The sequence below is a fragment of the Devosia sp. 1635 genome, from assembly GCF_013185955.1.
GTDB lineage: Bacteria > Pseudomonadota > Alphaproteobacteria > Rhizobiales > Devosiaceae > Devosia.
In genome coordinates, this window is record NZ_JABAOM010000002.1 from 812321 (window position 1) to 830587 (window position 18267).

An 18267-nucleotide genomic window follows, 5' to 3' on the forward strand; every position below is an offset into this window, starting at 1 on the left:
TGGCGACAGGCCCAACCCCTCCGAGCCGTTCAAGCCGATGTGACCGGCGCCTCGAACAGCCCCGTAGGGAAGCCATCCTGGCTCACCTGGTTCTTTTCGCGCCAATAATCCTCGATGCCATCCACGCCCTTGGCTCGCGCCCAGCTATCCATCTGCGGGCGCTCCTCGCGATAATCAAACAGCGGCACGCCATAGCCGCACGAGGTTTGCACCAGCTCGATCGCGAGCCGCACCATCTGCCGCGCCCCCAGCGGCGCCTCGCCCCCGAACTGCTCGGCCAGCAACAAGGCATATTCCGCGCTGTCGCGATGGACTACCCGCCCCTGCCCATACAGCCGCAGAATCAGCGGTGGCCCGTCCACAGCGCAAAACATGATGGTCAGCCGCGGATCGATCCGCAGATGCGCCGCCGTTTCATTGCCGCTGCCGGTGCGGTCGAGATAAAGCACGTCATTGTCCCCGAGCACCCGGAACATGTCGGTGCTGCGCGGCGACATGTTCACATGCCCCGTCGGCGCCGCCGAAGCGGTAAAGAACATATGCTGGGCCGCAATGAACTTGTGATGGTGGGATTCGAGCTGGGGAAATCGCTTTGCCATGCCCCGTTTCTGCTCCCGCCCCAGCTACCCGCGCAAGCCCTTTTCATCAGCCAAGCACCAATCCTCGCTCAAGCGCGGCCAAGCACTGAGAGCCCGCAGCACGCGCCTCCCTCCCCTTGGGGGGCTTCGAACCGGCCGAAGTCGAAATCGCTCCAGTGGGGCGATTTCAGGTGAGAAGGCCATGAGAGCAATGCTCGAATGGCTGACGGGGTGGGGGCCGCGTTTTAGCAACATTGCGCCCGCCCAACGACCCCCTCTCTCAATCCCTCCCCTCAAGGGAAGGGACGCAAAAGCTCACCAGGAGAATGGCAAGACAAAGCGACTCCGACGGAACTTGCAAACACCCAGTGCCATCCACCACCCAGCGCCCATGCCCTATCGCCTCCCTCCCCATTGAGGGGAGGGATCGAGGGTGGGGGTTCGGGCCACCGGCTAAACTCGATTCGCGCACAACCCACCGCCAGAACCTCCACCCCAACCCTCCTCTCACGGGGAGGGAGCGGCCCGGCGCAAGCGGCGCGTGTTGCGCCATCCCCTTTGCAGGGCAGGCGCAGACAGCAGTCATCGAGAAACCGGCAAATCAATGCTGGCCGTCAGGCACCATCCGACCCAGCTTCGGGTTGGGGCGAGTCGAAAACAGTAACGTCCGAGAACCGGCGCGCAACGTAGATTACTACGTGAGCACCGGAAGCGCAGGTCATTGCTGTTTGCAGGCCGCCCCGGCGCGAGGAAGGGGCGGATGGTGGGAGTAACAAGGATTGAACTTGTGACCCTTCGCGTGTGAAGCGAATGCTCTCCCGCTGAGCTATACTCCCATCGCCATCGGCGAAGTAGACTAGAGAGATGGTGGGCGTAACAAGGATCGAACTTGTGACCCCCTCGATGTCAACGAGGTGCTCTCCCGCTGAGCTATACGCCCATCTCTCCGGGAAGGAACCGCCGCTAGGCCGTCCCAATGGCGCGGATAGACCACAAAACTTGCTTTGTGGTCAAGGGGCCTCGCGCGCGCCGCTGGGGAGAAAATGCTCCCCCGCTTTTCCGCCTCCACCAGCGCCCAGATCTGCGCGCAGCGATGGCAATTCCAGCACCCCATTCGAAGGCGGCTCAGGCGCCGCCCCAGCGTGTTTGATCACGCGGCCAGCAGCCGCTCCACTTCATTCACCAGATCCTTGAGGTGAAACGGCTTGCTCAGAACCGAAGCATCCTTGGGCGCGTCACTGTCGGGGTTGAGCGCCACCGCGGCAAAGCCGGTGATGAACATCACTTTCAGGTCTGGATCGAGTTCGGTGGCGCGCCGCGCCAGCTCGATCCCGTCCATTTCCGGCATCACGATATCGCTCAGCAGCAGCGAAAACGGCTCCTCGCGCAGCCGCTCATAGGCAGAAAGGCCATTATCGAAGGAAACCACCTCATAGCCGGCGTTTTTCAACGCCCGCGTCAGAAACTGGCGCATGTCATTATCGTCTTCCGCCAGCAGAATTCGTCTCATCACTCTCTCCGGCCAATTCGCCACTGAGTCGCAAATTATCCCACGGATGTTTATGCCAGGTTAGCCATAACGCAAACCGGGCAGCTGGCCCTTACAATTATCTTGATCAACTGGACAAGCCGCGTGCCACGGGCCACATTGCGGGGGTAAACGGCGCCGCGTCGCAGAACGGCGCCCAAGCCTATCGGGAGGGACTGTGCGGTCCGACTATTGGGATCAGCCAGCGTTTGAAACGATCCGGCCGCGCCGCCTCGTGGCGCCCCTGGTGTTCAACTCGGCCCATTCGGGCCGCAATTATCCCGAACGCTTCCTTGCCATGACCCGGCTCGATAATCTCTCGATCCGCCAGTCCGAGGATGCTTTTGTCGACGAACTCTTTGCCCGCGCACCCCATCTCGGGGCTCCCTTGCTGCGCGCGCATTTCCCCCGGGCCTATCTCGACGTCAATCGTGAGCCCTGGGAACTGGACCCCTCCATGTTCGACGAGCCCCTTGGGCCAAGGTTCAACACCACCTCGCCGCGCGTGGCGGCCGGCCTTGGCACGCTCGCGCGCGTCGTGGCCGAAAACAAGCCCATCTATCGCGACCGGCTGACCCTCGAGGACGCGCGCATGCGCATCGAGGGCATTTATCAGCCCTACCATGCCGCGCTGCAAAAGCTGCTCAACGAAGCCGTTGGCACCTTCGGCGTCGCGGTGCTGATCGATTGCCATTCCATGCCGCGCATCAACCGCCCGAGCGACCGCTCCGGCCCCGATATTGTGCTTGGCGACCGGTATGGCACCACCTGCACCCCGGCCCTGATCGACATGGTGGAAACCATCTTCAGCGCGGCGGGCCTGCGCGTTGCGCGTAACCGCCCCTATGCCGGGGGCTTTTCCACCCGCGCCTATGGCCGCCCCCAGCAAGGCGTGCACGCCCTCCAGATCGAAATCAGCCGCCACCTCTACATGAACGAAGCGACCCTGGATCGAAACAGCGGCTTTGACACCATGCGCTCCCTCATGGACCACCTGATCACCGCCCTCATCACTCTCGACCTCCCCACCCTCCTCACCCCCCACACCGCCGCCCAGAAACTCGCCGCCGAATAGCGGACCGGCCGGCGCCTCACCCGCACCCGTCACCCTGCCCGGGCATCCTGCTGCATCAATTCCCGGCGTTCGCCTGCCATGCCGAGGAATGTCCCAGCCACGATCAGGGCTGCACCAACAAGCGTCGATGCGGTTACAGGCTCAGCTAAAAGGAGATGCGCTAACGCAAAACCGAACAGCGGCTCGGTTCCCATCAGAAAGCCAACCCTGGTCGGGCTCGTCCGGCGGACCGCAGCATTCTGGACGTAAAAGGCCGCGATCGTACAAAACAGCGACAGAAAGGCGACGCTGGCCCAAAAGCTCGGGCCGGCCGCCACAACAAGCGCGCCAAGTCCCTGAGTGCTCCAAAGCATCGCCAGCGCGACTACGCTGACGATGACAGCTTGCGTGGCAGTCAGCGCCACGGACGACAATGCGCGCCCCGCCATCAATCGCTTGGTGGCAACGACCATAACCGCCCGAAGCATGGCGGCAAGGAGAATAAGCCCATCCCCGGGCGACCATGCGGTCAGTCCACCCACAAGGCAGCCAACGCCAGCGCAGGCGATAACCGCGCCAAGAATGACGATGGGGGGCGGCACGCGCCGCGCCAGCGCATAGTCCAGAAACGGAGTAAAGAGCGTGCTCAAGGAAATGATCAAAGCCGCATTGGTTGCGCTCGTCTGGGCAAGGCCTGCGATCTCGGCAATAAAGATCACTGCTAGAATAACGCCGAGCACAGCAGCCCGCACCAGGTCCGCCCGCGCCGCGGAGGCCAGTTCGCGCCGCGCCAGCATGGACATGATGCAGGCAGTGGCGAAAAACCGGTAGAAAATCAGGACCAGAACCGGCGCATAGGCCAATGCGCCTTTGCTGACCGGGTAGCTCGCCCCCCAAACCACCGCGACGCCCAGCACGGCCAGGTCGGCCAAACCGGTGGAGCGGCGATCATGTGTTGCCGCCGCATGGACCCTGTCCGTCATCGTCTTTACCCTCGTTCAACTCCGACCCGCCACTGTGACTGACGGTCTAGTTGTCAGTGGGTAGGCGATGGCGCAGGCGAGCTATAGAACAAAAGTGCAGCCCCGATCAGGCCTGCGCATAAGCCGCCGGTGTGGTGCCGACTATGGCCGTGAAGTGCCGCGTCATGTGGCTCTGATCGGCAAAGCCCGCCTGGGCCGCCGCCGCAGCCAGCGAGTGCCTTTCGCGAAGCAGGTTCTGCACCAGGCGCACCTTCAAGCCGATATGGTAGGCATGGGGCGGCAATCCGGTGCGGCGCTTGAACAAGTCGATCGTCTGCCGCCGACCCAATTCGGCCAGCGAGGACAGCAAGTCGAGCCCGACATCCTCTTCAACATGGGCATGGAGGTAGTCGACGAGGTTTCGGGCGCGGTGATCCGGAAGAATAATCGCCATTTCTGTTGGGGCAGTGTTACCGGCAAGCCTCGCCACCACATCCCCCAGGGCATCGAGGGCCGTGTCCCGGGACAGCGCCAGCCGTGACCCATGCACAACCTGGTGGATGCGTTCCAGCCGCGCTGCCAGGGACGGATCCCGGCGGTTGGAGAGCTTGAAGTCCGGCAGGGGCACGCCCTCGCGGCCTTCCCGATTTCCCAGGATGTCCCCCATGGTTTGCTCGGAGACATAGAACATCCGTTGCCCCCAACCACCCTCGACCGCCGCATTGCCGTGGTGCACGTCGCCGGGCCGCATGGTCATGACGGTTCCCGCGCTCACGCTGAGCTGCTCACCCCGGCACCAAACCGAATGCACGCCGGCTGTGATCACCCCAATCAGGTATTGCGGGTGAAAATGGGGTTTGAACGATTGGCGCACATAGTGAGCGGCGAGGGTTTCGAGGCCCCCATGGACCAGTGGTCGCCGGAAGGAAACGCGCTCCGATCCTCCCTTCGCCCGCGCTGGCCTATCGTTCACCGCTCTCGCCTACTCGTTTGTGCCGCAAGGATCCTGCCACCATCGCAGATAAACCGCAGGGAGCGGCGAGTAAATAAAATCCGCAGACCACATCAGCCCCCGTGTCCCCCCGGGGCCTGGCGCTTGCCTATTGGCTATCGCCGTTATCGGCTTTTGACGGCAAGATCAGTGGCACCGCCGCCAGGATGATGAGGATAACAGCCGCCGACAGCACCGCGGTAGCTTCGAGGCCCAAACCGGCAATGACACCAATGCCCGCGGTGGCCCAGATATTGGCGGCGGTGGTCAGGCCCTCCACCTGGTTCTTTGCCGTGCGCACGATAATCGCGCCGGCGCCGAGGAAGCCGATCCCCTGCACAATGCCCTGCAAGACCCGCGACATATCCTCGATCGGCATGCCACTCTGGGTCGGTCCGATGACAAACAGCGCCGCCCCCACGGCAACCAGCATATGGGTGCGCACCCCAGCGCTTCTGCCTTTGCGTTCACGCTCATAGCCAAGAATCCCTCCAAGCATGGCGGCGAGCAGCAACCGCATGGCAATGCGCGTAATGGTCGAAACGTCTGGAACGTCCGAAAATTCACTCAGGGCGGTCGACCAGATTTCGTCTAGCACGGTTGGTTTCCTCATCATGATGCCGGGGCACGGCGTGCCGCTGCACCTATAAGGCAACAGGCCCCACATGGATGCCGTGGGCATGCAAATGCGCGTCCCTGGGTCGCAGCCCGGGGCCTGACCCTCCGCGTGAGCACCCCGGCGCTGGCCTTGGCGGGTACATCCTTGCTATGGTGTGCTTTCCTGTTTTTCAGCTCTGACCCGAAAGAACCAGCACGGCCATGACCGTGACAGGCTTTCATTCTTGCGACCAAGGTGGCGAAGATGAACAAGCCTTTTGTGGCGCTGCGTCCGGAAATCACGCGGACCCACGCCCAGATCCTGATGCGCTGGTTGGAAGATGAACGCGTCACGCGCTATCTCAGTGATTCAAGCAGCGTGTCCCGCTTCATCGCCCGGGCCCTCGATCGAACGCAGCTGCCGATCCTGACCCATTTGTTCAACGGGGGCGGACGCTTCTTCATGGCCCATGATCGCACTGATCGGCCCGTGGGTTTCGTCCGCCTGGTCAAGACCGGCCCCGATTGCGAAATCGTCCTGGTGATCGGCGATCACGACAACTGGGGTCGCCGGCTCGGCGCCAGCACCATCCGCGAAGGGCTGAAGCTCGCCTTTCTCGATATGCGCGCCCGCACGGTCATCGCCAAGATCCATCCGGACAACACCCGCTCGCTCAAGGCCTTTGAGCGCTGCGGCTTTCTGGTCGATCGGGAAACACCAGGGCTCACCGCCCTGTCCATGACCTCTGCCCGCTATCTGCAGCGCCTGCGTGACGGAGCCATGGCCGAAGCCGCCGAGATTTACATCACCGAGATGGACAAAGCCCGCCTCCAGGACCTGATGGCCTACGAGCAAGGACCGGCCATTGTGGACCTCGAACACGAGATCGAACGAGCCATTGTGGTTAATCCCCGGCGCGTCGCGCCCGATGTCGTCACCATGAATTCCAGGCTCGTGCTGCAGCTGGACGACGAGCAGCGCCACGTGACGCTGGTTTATCCGCAAGACGCGGACAAAAACTCGGGCAAACTATCGGTGCTCTCCGACCTCGGCGCCGCAATCCTGGGTTATGGTGAAGGCCATGCCATCGACTGGCTGGTGTCCGATCGTCCACAGCAGATCCGCATCGAACGGGTACTTTACCAACCCGAGTCCGCCGGTCACTTTCATCTCTAGCGGCAGTATCGGGCCGCTACCCCCTACCCCAGCAGCCACCCAACCCACCAATCCGGTTCAGCGCATTCTAGAGAAGCGGACGTTTAAGGATGGTCATCCCTGATCAAACCGGCCCACGAATACCTTTGTGCGAAACCGCCAGTCTGGATGGACAGCGTTTTCGCCGGCAGCGCACCGCGGCGTCGAGAGCACTAACAGGGGAGCCGCTAAACCGCTCCGATGCGGAGCGAGGAACTGAACGGCTGCCGTTCACTACTTTACCGAGCCCAGAGTCCCATGCGCTTATATATCAACGCTGTTGCGCCTGCGGATGTGGAGATACGCTGGATCGAACCCGGCAAACTGTTCCAGTGCAGTGTGGTTGAGGATTTCGATTGCGGAGCCCCGGATGGTTATCATCTCGCTGGCCCGCAGGAATTGAAGGGTGCGGTTAACATGCACAGCCGAGAGTCCCACCGTATCGGCCAGGTCCGCCTGCGTCACAGGTAATTTGAAGCTACCATCTGCAACGAGGCCGACGGCCTTGAGACGGGCATGAATCTCGCAGAATAGGTGCGCGATGCGCCGGTCCGCCTCCCGGGTGCCCATGTTCAGCAGCCACTCCCGCAGGGTCGCCTCATCAACCAAGGTCGCCCACCACAGTGGTCGCTTCAGTCCTGGGCGTTCGAAAAGATTGTCGATCGTTTCGCGCGGGATATCGACAACCTGACAGTCCGTCAGCGCCCCAATGGAGTGATCCATTGCATCCAGAACATGCACACGCAGGTCACAGAAGTCGCCAGGCAACAAGTAGGCGACGATTTGGCGACGCCCGCTCTGATCCATTTTATAGCGACAGGCCAGCCCTTCGGCGACCAGATGAACATCGCTGGGGTTGTCGCCTTCTCGGATGATGTCGCGCTTGGCACTAACGAGCCGGCTGCCTGACCCTGCCTCCCTGACCAGGCTCCGGTCTTCATCGGACAGGGCCGCATAACCTTCCAGTTTACGAATAAGGATGTTTAGCGACATGGCCCCTCACTTTGTCGGCCCCACCCACCACCGTTCACTGCGGATGTATCTAACATATGATAGAAAAACCGAACGGTCTCATCCATTCGGCAGACGGGCCTGGCTAGTCCTCGTGGTTGTCACCTGAGAAGCGGAGAGTAAAACAGACTGCGCCCGTCTCATCGGCTACCGACATGCACCACCTGCCTCGTCCCTCCAAGAACTTGGTTGCCTCGGAGCTCAGGATAGTGCCGGCTGCCCGCACCGCTTCAGCGCGGGCCTCGGTAACACCAGCCAGTTCTACACCCACGGTGTCGATAATAGCTCGGCCGTCCATGACGTGAAAAAAGAAACGAGGCATGTTCATTGCTCCCACAATAAAAGGCGGGAGCGGATTGAACTCTCAGCCGCAGGCGCCCAAGAAAATCGGCCCGCGATCCAGTAATGATAGGCCTAAAGCAGGCGATTAGATAGTGCTAAGGCGTGCAATGGATGTTTTGGCCAGCCCTTTTCTCTAATCGACTACGCAGATCAGCATGCTCGAGGCCGCAGTAATAATCTCAAATATTGAGTTATGTTAAGGTAACGACATGGATGGCGGTCTAATGAATTAGCTAGAGGTTCGGTCCGGTGGCGAATGTTCGCCGCCGACGTTGCTAGCCTCTCAAGGCGCTCGCGATGCAGCAGCACACAGATTTGTTGATTCGACGCCTCCAGAGCATTGGGGCCGTCTCTCCCAGGGACCGGGCTGCGATTGCAGCCCTCCCCATTCGGGAACGTGAGGTTTGGCGCGGGCAGACCGTCCGTAAAGAAGGAGAACAGCCAACCGACAGCATCCTGATCCTTTCTGGACTGGTCTCAAGCTTCAAGGTCTTTCCTGATGGGAGGCGACAGATTATCGGATTTCACATTGCAGGCGATATCCCGGATTTACAGAGTTTAGTGCTGCCGGGCCTGGACTTCTCCCTGGCCGCGCACCAGCACGCAGATGTAGCGCTCATTGCACACGACGACCTGCGGCCCTTGCTTCATGCCGTTCCAACGCTCTCTGACCTGTGTTGGCGTGACACTCTGGTGACCGCCTCAACTTACCGCACCTGGGTTGCTGCCGCTGGAAGGCTCAAAGTGGCCGAGCACTTTGCCCACATTATCTGCGAGTTGCATCTTCGGTACCAAGCAGTGGGGCTTGGCGCGTACAACAAATTGTCGCTTCCGCTTACCGACGCGGAGCTAGGCGACGCGCTGGGCGTCACTTCCACCAGCGCGCGACTAGCGGCGCGTCAGCTGGAAAATGATGGACTGATTGAGGTGGCTGAAGGAGAAGTCCGAATTCTGGACTACGAGCGGCTCCAGGCCTATGCCCAGTTTGAACCCTCCTACCTTCACGTAAACGGCGCCTTGGTTTAGAGCGGCTCCAACTTGGTTTGACCTCCGCGCCATATAGTTGGTCGAAACAGCGGTCACTGGGCTCAGGCGCTAAGCTGTGACATCATCCAAGAGGCACATCGGGCGTTTGGATTGTTAAGCTTAGGGCAAGTTTCAGCACTACGGCGAACGCCAATGGCGAGAACATGAACAAGGTAAGTGCCACAAACACGAGCTTGTACCAGCCCATTTGCTGTGCCCTCGGCGTGACTAAGTCCCGCGATCCAACAGCACCCCCGTGTTTTTAGCGAGAGGGGTCTCGCGGGGAGCGGAGTTAGACGAGCCCACCCCGTTCCCCCGCTCACCTCACTATGCTACCACCACCGCGTCTCCCCCAGACCTCATGGTGAGCCCCCCAGCCACGAGGTCATGCCCCGGTCACCCTCGCATGCCCATTGATTTCGCTGCCATCCAAGCCACCCTGCTCCGCGCAGCGGACGCCGCCGCGGCCTGCACCCTGCCCTTGTTCCGCACGCCCCTGCTGGTCGACAACAAGCTCGCCGGCGGTTTTGACCCGGTTACCGAGGCCGACAAATCAGCGGAAACCGCCATTCGCGCGGTGATCGCTGAAGCCTTTCCCGATCATGCCGTCATTGGCGAGGAATGGGGCAACACGGGCGAGCACCGCTTTTCCTGGATCATCGATCCCGTGGATGGCACCCGCGCCTTTATTTCGGGTGCCCCTGTTTGGGGCACGCTGATCGGCTTTGCGGTGGATGGGGTGGCCGTGGCCGGGATCATGGCCCAGCCCTTTATCGGCGAAACCTTTTTGGCGGTGCCTGGCCAGGCCAGCTATCGCCGCGGCCAGACCCAGACAGCCCTGCGCAGCTCGGGCCAGACCGAACTCGCCGCCTGCCGCGTATTCACCACCACGCCCGCACTCTTCAGCACGCCCGAACTGCAAGCCAAATGGCAGGCTGTGGCCGGCGCCACCCGCCTGCAGCGCTTCGGCATGGATTGCTATGGCTATGCCCTGCTCGCGGCCGGCCATGCCGATCTGGTGGTCGAGCCTTTCCTTAACACCTATGACATTGCCGCCCTGGTGCCGATCATCCGCGAAGCGGGCGGCGCCATTGCCTGCTGGGACGGCAGCGAGCCCACCGGTGGGGGCAATGTGGTGGCCGCGGCTTCCCCCCGGCTGCTGGATGCTGCGCTCGAACTGGTGAATCGCGCCTGAGCGCGACGGAGCCCTGCGGTCAGCTCTGCTCGGTGATGAAGGCGTCAAACGCGGCGAACACCTGCGCGCGAATCGCATCGGTTTCCATGAACAGCTCATGCTGGGCCCCGGGCACCACCATGTGCCGGCCGGTGCGCAGGCGCAGGCCCAACTCCTCGGTCGCCGGTGTCCAGACCACCCGGTCCCGCGCTGCCGCCAGGATCAGGAGGGGCACCCGCAGCTTTTCGGGAAAGTCATCGCGCTGTGCCGCAGCCATGGCCGCCAGCGCCGCCCCGGTCCACTGGATCGTTGGCGCCCCGATTTCAAGTTCGGGATGGGCCTTGAGCACCGCGATGCTCCGGGCAAAGCGCTCGGGATCCCCGGTCAGCGGGTTGTCGGCAAACGCCATTTTCGAGGCAGCCTTGTCCTGCGGCCGCCGCAGCGGCAGCCGTCCGAGGCCCAGAAAGCTCATTGCGCTCAGGACCCGTGCGGCGCCCGCGGTGCCGAAGGGCGGCGATTCCAGCCCCACCATGGGCGAGGACAAAAAGATGCGCTCGAACATCAGCCGGTCATTGACCCCGGCAAACAGCGCCGCAAGCCCCCCCATGGAGTGCGCCACCAGGTAATAGGGCGGCGGGCAATCGGGCAGCAGGATTTCGCTGTGAAAGCTTTTGAGGTCACTCCAGTAATCGGAGAACTTGTCGACATAGCCCAGCTTGGGATTGCCGATCAGCCGTTCCGATCCACCCTGCCCGCGCCAGTCAAAGGTCGCGACGCCAAAGCCGCGCGAGCGGAAATCGGCGATGGTCTCGAAATATTTCTCGATGAATTCGGTTCGCCCCTGCAGCAGGCACACCGTGCCCCGATGCGGCCCCACGCCCTTGGGCCAGATCGCATAGCGCAACCGAACCCCATCGGCGGATCGGAAGAACCCGACGCGTCCCCCTTCGGGGATCGGATTGTTCGGGTCGCTGGCCAGTTTGGGCCCATTGGGATCCACAACAATGGTCATGCCACAAACCTTCATGCCGGAGGGGCCGGTGCTGGAGGCAAGCCGGCCGGAGGGGTGGGCTTATATAGGCGCTGGACAAAAGAAAGCCAGCACCTCTTGCGAGATGCTGGCTCCCTTACGCTGCGGGCCCGTGCGGGGGGCGGGTGACAAGCCCGCAGTTGCGTAGCGCCGGCTTTGGCCAGCACATGCCCCCTTATGCGCCCCCCATCCTGAACGGGGATGCAAAACCGCGTTCAGAATGCGTTCATCTACACGGCCATTGCAGGGCAAAAAAATTTGCAGCGCCCGCTGTGCAACGCTCTTGAACCCCCAAACGGGGCGCCTAGATATAGCTCGTCCGCCGGTTATCCGGGGACCTCACCCGAGCAAATCAACGGCTTGCCTCTTTTGGGAGCCGCATAGCAAGGGTCGAGAACACCACGTTGCTTTCAGGAGAATGTGCTATGCAGACCATCGATTTTTCCCCCTTCTACCGCTCCACCGTCGGCTTCGACCGCCTCTTCAACCGCCTCGATACCCTGAGCGGGCAGGAAGCAAAAACTTATCCTCCCTACAACATCGAGCGGACCGGCGATGATGCCTACCGCATCTCCATCGCCGTGGCTGGCTTCTCCAATGGCGATATTGCCATCGAGACCAAGGAAAACAGCCTGGTTGTGAAGGGTGCCAAGCCCGCCGAGAGCACTGAAAAGGCTCGTGAATTCCTCCATCGCGGCATTGCCGAGCGCGCTTTCGAGCTCCGCTTCCAGCTGGCCGACTATGTCGAGGTTCAGGGTGCCACGCTCGAAAACGGCTTGCTCCATCTGGAACTGAAGCGCGAACTGCCCGAAAGCAAGAAGCCGCGCACCATCCAGATCAGCGGCGGCACCAGCCAGCCTACGATCGAGGACCAGTCGGTCAACTAATCCGACCCGTTCGGAACGATCCAAGAGGCGCAGTCCACCCGGGCTGCGCTTTTTCATTTACCCCCAGCCGGAACTTCACCGCGTCACTCCGGTTTCCCTTGGAACACACGGCAGCCATCTGCCCCTCACCTCAAGGACAAACCCATGGCCATCCCCTCGGTAGAATTGAAGTCCAACTCCAAATCCGCGGTGATCGAGCTGCTCAATGCCCGTCTCGCCGACTCTATCGATCTGGCGCTGCTGACCAAACAGGCGCACTGGAATCTCAAAGGCTTGCAGTTCATCGCGGTGCACGAAATGCTCGATCCATTCCGCGCCGCCATCGACACCCATACTGACGTGATCGCCGAACGGGTGGCGCAGCTGGACGGTATTGCCTTGGGCACCAGCCAAGTGGTTGCCGCCTCCACGAGCCTGCCGCCCTACCCCACCGAGATCCGCAAAGTGCCAGACCATCTTGGGGCACTGACTGAGCGCTACGCCCAACTCGCCAACCAGATTCGCGACGATATCGACACCGTCGAAGAGGCCGGCGACCCCACTTCAGCCGATATCCTGACCGCCTTTTCACGCGAGCTCGACAAGGATCTGTGGTTCCTTAAATCGCATCTCGAATAACTATTTCTGGACTTCAGGCTGGTGCGGCTCCCCGTATTAAGGGAGCCCCACGCGCAAAAATTCTGCTTTCCTATCCCCGAGTTGGCAATTTCCTACTTGGCTGTCCCAAGCCGCTCATATCCCGCTTGACCCCCGGTTTCGATTTATGCAATTGTGACCGCGATAGGGCAGCACGTCTGTCCTTTCTGACGCGTCGCCCCGGTCTCCCCGGCCAGCACGCACGCCGATCCGGCTGGCCCGCTATGCCATTAGCGGAAACGGACAGGCGGGGATAAATCCGAGACGCCGAACGCCCGTTCAGGCCAGTCTCGAAGCCCGAATGAGCGGCCATTTGGATGCAGCGCCGCTCCCACGCATGGACGTATTTGCTCTTCCGAGCCGTACCCGGTACGACCCGCTCGAGCAACGCGCCCACCAGAGGACGACAACGCATCCGCCCCGCTGGTCTGCCGGCACACCCAGGATGCACACGACATAGCGACATGCCCGCTTGGGCCGACAGAGCAAGGATACGACCATGGCACTCCACCGGAACGGACCCACTTCTCCCGTCACGAGCCCAGCCAGCACTCGTAAAACTCTGATCGAGAATGGTCACCCTGTTGCTCTCAATACCGGCCGGCCGGCGGCCCAGGGTCTTTACGATCCAGCCAATGAGCACGATGCCTGCGGCATCGGGATGATTGCCAATATCAAGAACAAGCCCAGCCACGAAGTGGTCGAAAAGGGCCTGGAAATCCTTGAGAACCTTGAGCACCGCGGTGCGGTGGGCGCCGATCCGCTGATGGGCGATGGCGCGGGCATTCTGGTTCAAACGCCCCATGCCTTCTTCAGCAAGGTTCTGCCTTTCCCGCTGCCCGAAAAGCAGTTCTACGCCGTGACCATGCTGTTTTATCCCAACGATCCCGCCCTCCGGGACCGCTGTGCTCAGACCGTGCGGGCCTGCCTCGCCGCCGAAGGACTGACCCTGCTCGGCGAGCGCCTCGTGCCGTTCGACAACTCCGCCCTTTCGGCCGGCGTTATTGCGACCCAGCCCATCATCGAGCAGATGGTGATCGGCCGCCCGGTTGGCCTCACCATCGATGAATTCGAGCGCAAGCTCCTGATCGTGCGCAAGGTGATCTCCAACACGGTTTATCGCGAGATCCCCGAAAGCGACACGGACAACGGCTTTTACGTGGTGTCCATGTCGGCGCGCACCATTGTCTACAAGGGCATGTTCCTCGCCTACCAGCTCAAGGCCTTCTATCCCGATCTGCATGACGAGGACTTCGAGTCCGCCATTGCCTTGGTGCACCAGCGCTTTTCCACCAACACCTTCCCCTCCTGGAAGCTGGCGCATCCCTATCGCATGACCACCCACAATGGTGAGATCAACACCATTCGGGGCAACGTCAACTGGATGGCGGCCCGCCAGGCCTCAGTGTCGTCGCCCCTGTTTGGCGAAGACATCACCAAGATCTGGCCCATCTCCTACGAGGGCCAGTCCGATACCGCCTGCTTCGACAACGCGCTCGAATTCCTCGTGCGCGGCGGCTATTCGCTGCCCCATGCAGCCATGATGCTGATCCCTGAAGCCTGGGCCGGCAACCCGCTGATGGACGACACCCGGCGCGCCTTTTACGAATACCATGCTGCCCTGATGGAGCCCTGGGACGGTCCCGCTGCCATGTCGCTGTCCGATGGACGCTATGTCGTGGCAACGCTCGATCGCAATGGCCTTCGCCCCGCGCGCTATCTCGTCACCAAGGAAGGCCATGTCGTTCTGGCCTCCGAATCGGGTGTGCTCGACATCCCCGAGGAAGATGTGGTCGAGCGCTGGCGCCTGCAGCCCGGCCGCATGCTGCTGATCGACCTTGAAGAAGGCCGCATCATCTCTGATGACGAGATCAAGCAGAGCCTTGCCGTCCGCAATCCCTATTCGGCCTGGCTCGCCCGCACCCAGATCGTGCTGGAAGACCTGCCCGAAACCCAGCCCAAGGCGCCGACCACCTCGGAGTCGCTGCTCGACCGCATGCAGGCCTTTGGCTACACGCAGGAAGACATCAAGCTGCTGATGACTCCGATGGCCACGACCGGTCAGGAAGCCGTTGGCTCCATGGGCACCGACACGCCGATCTCGGCGCTGTCGGACAAGAGCAAGCTGCTTTATACCTATTTCAAGCAGAACTTCGCCCAAGTCACCAACCCGCCCATCGATCCGATCCGCGAGGAATCGGTGATGAGCCTTGTCTCGTTCATCGGACCGCGGCCGAACCTGTTCGACCTTGAAGGCGCCTCGCATCACAAGCGCCTTGAAGTGCGTCAGCCCATTTTGACCAATGAGGATCTCGAAAAGATCCGCGCCATTGGCGACATGGCCGACAACGAGTTCCGCACCCAGACCCTCGATATCACCTACCCGGCCGCTGAGGGCGCGGCGGGCATGGAAGCGGCGCTGGCCACCATCTGCGAGGCTGCTGAAACCGCGGTGCGGGGCGAATTCAACATCATCATCCTTTCGGACCGCCTGGTTTCGGCCGAACGCATCGCCATCCCGGCACTGCTGGCGACTGCTGCTGTGCACCATCACCTGATCCGCAAGGGTCTGCGCACCTCTTCGGGGCTAGTGGTGGAAACCGGCGAAGCGCGCGAAATGCACCACTTCGCCATGCTGGCCGGCTATGGCGCCGAAGCCATCAACCCCTATCTCGCCTTTGAAGCGCTGGCGGCCCTGCATGCCGAAGGCGAGTTCCCGGCCGAAGTCGACGCCCATGAAGTGGTTTACCGCTACATCAAGAGCGTCGGTAAGGGCCTGCTCAAGGTCATGAGCAAGATGGGCATCTCGACTTATCAGAGCTATTGCGGCGCCCAGATCTTTGACGCAGTTGGCCTCAGCAGCGAGTTCGTCAAGCGCTTCTTCTTTGGCACGGCAACCACGATCGAAGGCGTGGGTCTGCTCGAGATCGCCGAGGAAACCGTCCGCCGCCATGCCGGCGCCTTCGGCGACGACATCGTGCTGCAAAAGTCGCTCGATGTGGGCGGCGAATATATGTACCGCATCCGTGGCGAAAAGCATGCCTGGTCGCCCGATGTGGTGGCCGATCTGCAGCACGCCGTGCGGACGCGCGAAGACAGCCCCGAAACGGCCCAGGACCGTTACAACAGCTTCGCGCAGCGCGTGAACACGGCCGAGAACGGCTATCTCGCCATTCGCCACCTCCTCGACTTCAAGCCTCTCGGCCCCGCCGTTGCGCTTGAGGAAGTCGAGCCAGCCGTCGATCTGGTCAAGCGCTTCGTCACCGGCGCAATGAGCTTTGGCTCGATCAGCCGCGAAGCCCATACCACGCTTGCCATCGCCATGAACCGCATCGGCGGCAAGTCCAACACGGGCGAAGGCGGCGAAGAGCCCGACCGTTACAAGCCGCTCCAGGATGGCTCGTCAAACCCGCTGCGCTCGGCAATCAAGCAGGTTGCGTCCGGCCGCTTCGGTGTCACCACCGAATATCTGGTCAATGCCGACCAGCTCCAGATCAAGGTGGCGCAGGGTGCCAAGCCCGGCGAGGGCGGGCAGTTGCCTGGCCACAAGGTCGACTGGATCGTCGCCAAGACCCGCCACTCGACCCCTGGCGTCGGGCTGATCTCGCCCCCGCCGCACCACGACATCTATTCTATCGAAGATCTGGCGCAGCTGATCTACGATCTCAAGAACGTCAATGAGACCGCCGACATCTCGGTCAAGCTCGTCTCGGAAGTCGGCGTCGGCACCGTGGCCGCCGGCGTTGCCAAGGCGCGCGCCGACCACATCACCATCTCGGGCTATGATGGCGGCACCGGCGCGTCCCCGCTGACTTCGCTCAAGCATGCCGGCGGTCCGTGGGAGATCGGCCTCGCTGAAACCCACCAGACCCTGGTGCTCAACCGCTTGCGCGCCCGCGTCAAGCTGCAGGTCGATGGCGGCCTCAAGACCGGCCGCGATGTGCTGGTGGGTGCCCTCCTGGGCGCCGACGAGTTCGGTTTTTCCACCGCACCACTGATTGCCGCTGGCTGCATCATGATGCGCAAGTGCCATCTCAACACCTGCCCGGTTGGCGTCGCCACGCAGGATCCCGTGTTGCGCAAGCGCTTCAAGGGCACGCCTGAGCACGTCATCAACTACTTCTTCTTCATCGCCGAAGAACTGCGCGGCCTGATGGCACAGCTGGGCGCCCGTACGCTCAACGAGTTGGTCGGCCGCTCCGACCTCATCGTGCAAAAACCCATGCCCGAGCACTGGAAGAGCGAAGGCGTCGACCTTTCTCGCCTCCTGTTCAAGCCCGAGCCGCTGGGTGGCGACACCCTGTTCCAGTCCGAGCGACAGGATCACCACCTGGAAGCCGTGCTCGATCGCAAGCTGGTCGAACTGGCGCAGCCAGCTCTCGAACATGGCAGGGCGGTGCAGATCGACTTGCCCATCCGCTCCCGCGACCGCTCGGCCGGCGCCATGCTGTCGGGCGCCCTGGCCAAGCGCTATGGCCTCGAAGGCCTGCCGGAGGACACCATCTCCATCAAGCTCACCGGTACTGCGGGGCAGGCTTTTGGTGCCTTCCTCGCCCATGGCATTTCGATCGATCTCGCGGGCGATGCCAATGACTATGTCGGCAAGGGTCTTTCGGGCGGGCGCATCGTCGTGCGTCCATCCCCGACCACGGGCATCATCCCGGAGAAGTCGATCATCGTGGGCAACACGGTGCTTTACGGTGCCATCTCGGGCGAATGCTACTTCCGCGGCGTGGCCGGTGAACGCTTCGCCGTGCGCAACTCCGGCGCCCTCGCCGTCGTTGAAGGCACCGGCGATCATGGCTGCGAGTACATGACCGGCGGCGTGGTTGTGGTCATTGGCCAGACCGGGCGCAATTTTGCGGCCGGCATGTCGGGCGGCGTTGCCTATGTCCTCGACGAGGACGAAACCTTCCGCTCGCGCTGCAACCTCGCCATGGTTGAGCTTGAGCCGGTGCCTGAGGAGGAATCCCTCATGCAGCGCCTGCATCACCATGGCGGTGATCTGGAATGGCATGGCCGCGTCGATATTTCAGGCGACATGACCAAGCACGACGATGAGCGCTTGCATCAGCTCATCTCCAACCACCTGCACTATACCGGCTCGACCCGTGCTAAATATGTGCTGGATCACTGGGCAGAGATGCGCCCGAAATTCGTCAAGGTGATGCCGGTAGAATACCGCCGCGCCATCCTCGAAATGGAAAAGCGCCGCGCCGGCACCAACACCGTCGTGGCAGCGGAATAAGGGACAAG

The 18267-nt window shown here is 62.0% G+C and carries 14 protein-coding genes and 2 tRNA genes; 7 read left to right on the plus strand and 9 right to left on the minus strand.

Translation table 11 applies throughout. The annotated features are described in order from the left end of the window. Positions 1-29 precede the first annotated feature (29 nt). The 4 genes from HRU92_RS10775 to HRU92_RS10790 form a co-directional block, all read right to left on the minus strand. Positions 30-599, minus strand: a complete 570-nt coding sequence (locus HRU92_RS10775) for a pyridoxamine 5'-phosphate oxidase family protein (protein ID WP_172124222.1) — start codon at positions 597-599, stop codon at positions 30-32. Between the two features lie 740 nt (positions 600-1339). Further along, a tRNA-Val gene (locus tag HRU92_RS10780) sits at positions 1340-1414 on the minus strand. Positions 1415-1443: 29 nt separating this feature from the next. Next, positions 1444-1518, minus strand: a tRNA-Val gene (locus tag HRU92_RS10785). Positions 1519-1728: 210 nt separating this feature from the next. Further along, positions 1729-2088 carry a cell cycle two-component system response regulator CpdR gene (locus HRU92_RS10790; RefSeq protein ID WP_127754035.1) on the minus strand — a complete coding sequence of 120 codons (360 nt, stop codon included), beginning with the start codon at positions 2086-2088 and terminating at the stop codon, positions 1729-1731. 196 nt (positions 2089-2284) lie between these two features. Here HRU92_RS10790 and HRU92_RS10795 point away from each other — a divergent pair, with 196 nt between their 5' ends. Next, positions 2285-3181 carry an N-formylglutamate amidohydrolase gene (locus tag HRU92_RS10795; protein ID WP_127754036.1) on the plus strand — a complete coding sequence of 299 codons (897 nt, stop codon included), beginning with the start codon at positions 2285-2287 and terminating at the stop codon, positions 3179-3181. Between the two features lie 29 nt (positions 3182-3210). Here HRU92_RS10795 and HRU92_RS10800 read toward each other — a convergent pair whose 3' ends face one another. The 3 genes from HRU92_RS10800 to HRU92_RS10810 all read right to left on the minus strand — a co-directional run bounded on the left by HRU92_RS10800 (position 3211) and on the right by HRU92_RS10810 (position 5711). Continuing rightward, a complete protein-coding gene (locus HRU92_RS10800) occupies positions 3211-4143 on the minus strand; it encodes a DMT family transporter (protein ID WP_172124224.1) in 933 nt (310 codons plus the stop codon). Between the two features lie 106 nt (positions 4144-4249). Continuing rightward, the gene (locus HRU92_RS10805) at positions 4250-5095 is read right to left on the minus strand and encodes an AraC family transcriptional regulator (RefSeq protein ID WP_173088139.1); all 846 of its coding nucleotides are present in this window, start codon (positions 5093-5095) and stop codon (positions 4250-4252) included. Between the two features lie 127 nt (positions 5096-5222). After that, on the minus strand, positions 5223-5711 hold the full coding sequence (locus HRU92_RS10810) for an MgtC/SapB family protein (protein ID WP_349236715.1): 489 nt from the start codon (positions 5709-5711) through the stop codon (positions 5223-5225). Between the two features lie 264 nt (positions 5712-5975). Here HRU92_RS10810 and HRU92_RS10815 point away from each other — a divergent pair, with 264 nt between their 5' ends. Continuing rightward, on the plus strand, positions 5976-6887 hold the full coding sequence (locus tag HRU92_RS10815; protein ID WP_172124228.1) for a bifunctional GNAT family N-acetyltransferase/nucleoside diphosphate kinase regulator: 912 nt from the start codon (positions 5976-5978) through the stop codon (positions 6885-6887). A gap of 282 nt (positions 6888-7169) precedes the next feature. On the opposite strand, the gene HRU92_RS10820 is transcribed toward HRU92_RS10815, so the two are convergent. Then, a complete protein-coding gene (locus HRU92_RS10820) occupies positions 7170-7898 on the minus strand; it encodes a Crp/Fnr family transcriptional regulator (protein ID WP_172124230.1) in 729 nt (242 codons plus the stop codon). Positions 7899-8555: 657 nt separating this feature from the next. Here HRU92_RS10820 and HRU92_RS10825 point away from each other — a divergent pair. Further along, complete coding sequence (locus HRU92_RS10825; RefSeq protein ID WP_172124232.1) at positions 8556-9284, plus strand: Crp/Fnr family transcriptional regulator; 729 nt, start codon at positions 8556-8558, stop codon at positions 9282-9284. A 406-nt stretch (positions 9285-9690) separates the two neighbouring features. Next, positions 9691-10479 (plus strand): histidinol-phosphatase, encoded by a 789-nt coding sequence (hisN, locus tag HRU92_RS10830; protein ID WP_172124234.1) that lies wholly within the window; start codon positions 9691-9693, stop codon positions 10477-10479. Between the two features lie 19 nt (positions 10480-10498). On the opposite strand, the gene HRU92_RS10835 is transcribed toward hisN, so the two are convergent. Further along, positions 10499-11470, minus strand: coding sequence for an alpha/beta hydrolase (locus HRU92_RS10835; RefSeq protein WP_172124236.1), 972 nt, complete (start codon positions 11468-11470; stop codon positions 10499-10501). A gap of 443 nt (positions 11471-11913) precedes the next feature. On the opposite strand from HRU92_RS10835, the gene HRU92_RS10840 reads away from it, so the two are divergent. The 3 genes from HRU92_RS10840 (at position 11914) to gltB (ending at position 18259) form a co-directional block, all read left to right on the plus strand. Continuing rightward, positions 11914-12375 (plus strand): Hsp20 family protein, encoded by a 462-nt coding sequence (locus tag HRU92_RS10840; protein ID WP_127754044.1) that lies wholly within the window; start codon positions 11914-11916, stop codon positions 12373-12375. 144 nt (positions 12376-12519) lie between these two features. Next, on the plus strand, positions 12520-12993 hold the full coding sequence (gene dps / locus HRU92_RS10845; protein ID WP_172124238.1) for a DNA starvation/stationary phase protection protein Dps: 474 nt from the start codon (positions 12520-12522) through the stop codon (positions 12991-12993). 580 nt (positions 12994-13573) lie between these two features. Further along, the gene (gene gltB / locus HRU92_RS10850) at positions 13574-18259 is read left to right on the plus strand and encodes a glutamate synthase large subunit (RefSeq protein WP_349236741.1); all 4686 of its coding nucleotides are present in this window, start codon (positions 13574-13576) and stop codon (positions 18257-18259) included. Positions 18260-18267 lie beyond the last annotated feature (8 nt).

What these genes read in the sequence shown, in the direction of transcription:
- HRU92_RS10820 (WP_172124230.1), bottom strand. Translation starts at nt 7,898, where the DNA reads ATGTCGCTAAACATCCTTATTCGTAAACTGGAAGGTTATGCGGCCCTG.
- HRU92_RS10825 (WP_172124232.1), top strand. Translation starts at nt 8,556, where the DNA reads ATGCAGCAGCACACAGATTTGTTGATTCGACGCCTCCAGAGCATTGGG.
- HRU92_RS10835 (WP_172124236.1), bottom strand. Translation starts at nt 11,470, where the DNA reads ATGACCATTGTTGTGGATCCCAATGGGCCCAAACTGGCCAGCGACCCG.
- HRU92_RS10790 (WP_127754035.1), bottom strand. Translation starts at nt 2,088, where the DNA reads ATGAGACGAATTCTGCTGGCGGAAGACGATAATGACATGCGCCAGTTT.
- HRU92_RS10840 (WP_127754044.1), top strand. Translation starts at nt 11,914, where the DNA reads ATGCAGACCATCGATTTTTCCCCCTTCTACCGCTCCACCGTCGGCTTC.
- HRU92_RS10815 (WP_172124228.1), top strand. Translation starts at nt 5,976, where the DNA reads ATGAACAAGCCTTTTGTGGCGCTGCGTCCGGAAATCACGCGGACCCAC.
- HRU92_RS10775 (WP_172124222.1), bottom strand. Translation starts at nt 599, where the DNA reads ATGGCAAAGCGATTTCCCCAGCTCGAATCCCACCATCACAAGTTCATT.
- hisN (WP_172124234.1), top strand. Translation starts at nt 9,691, where the DNA reads ATGCCCATTGATTTCGCTGCCATCCAAGCCACCCTGCTCCGCGCAGCG.
- HRU92_RS10800 (WP_172124224.1), bottom strand. Translation starts at nt 4,143, where the DNA reads ATGACGGACAGGGTCCATGCGGCGGCAACACATGATCGCCGCTCCACC.
- dps (WP_172124238.1), top strand. Translation starts at nt 12,520, where the DNA reads ATGGCCATCCCCTCGGTAGAATTGAAGTCCAACTCCAAATCCGCGGTG.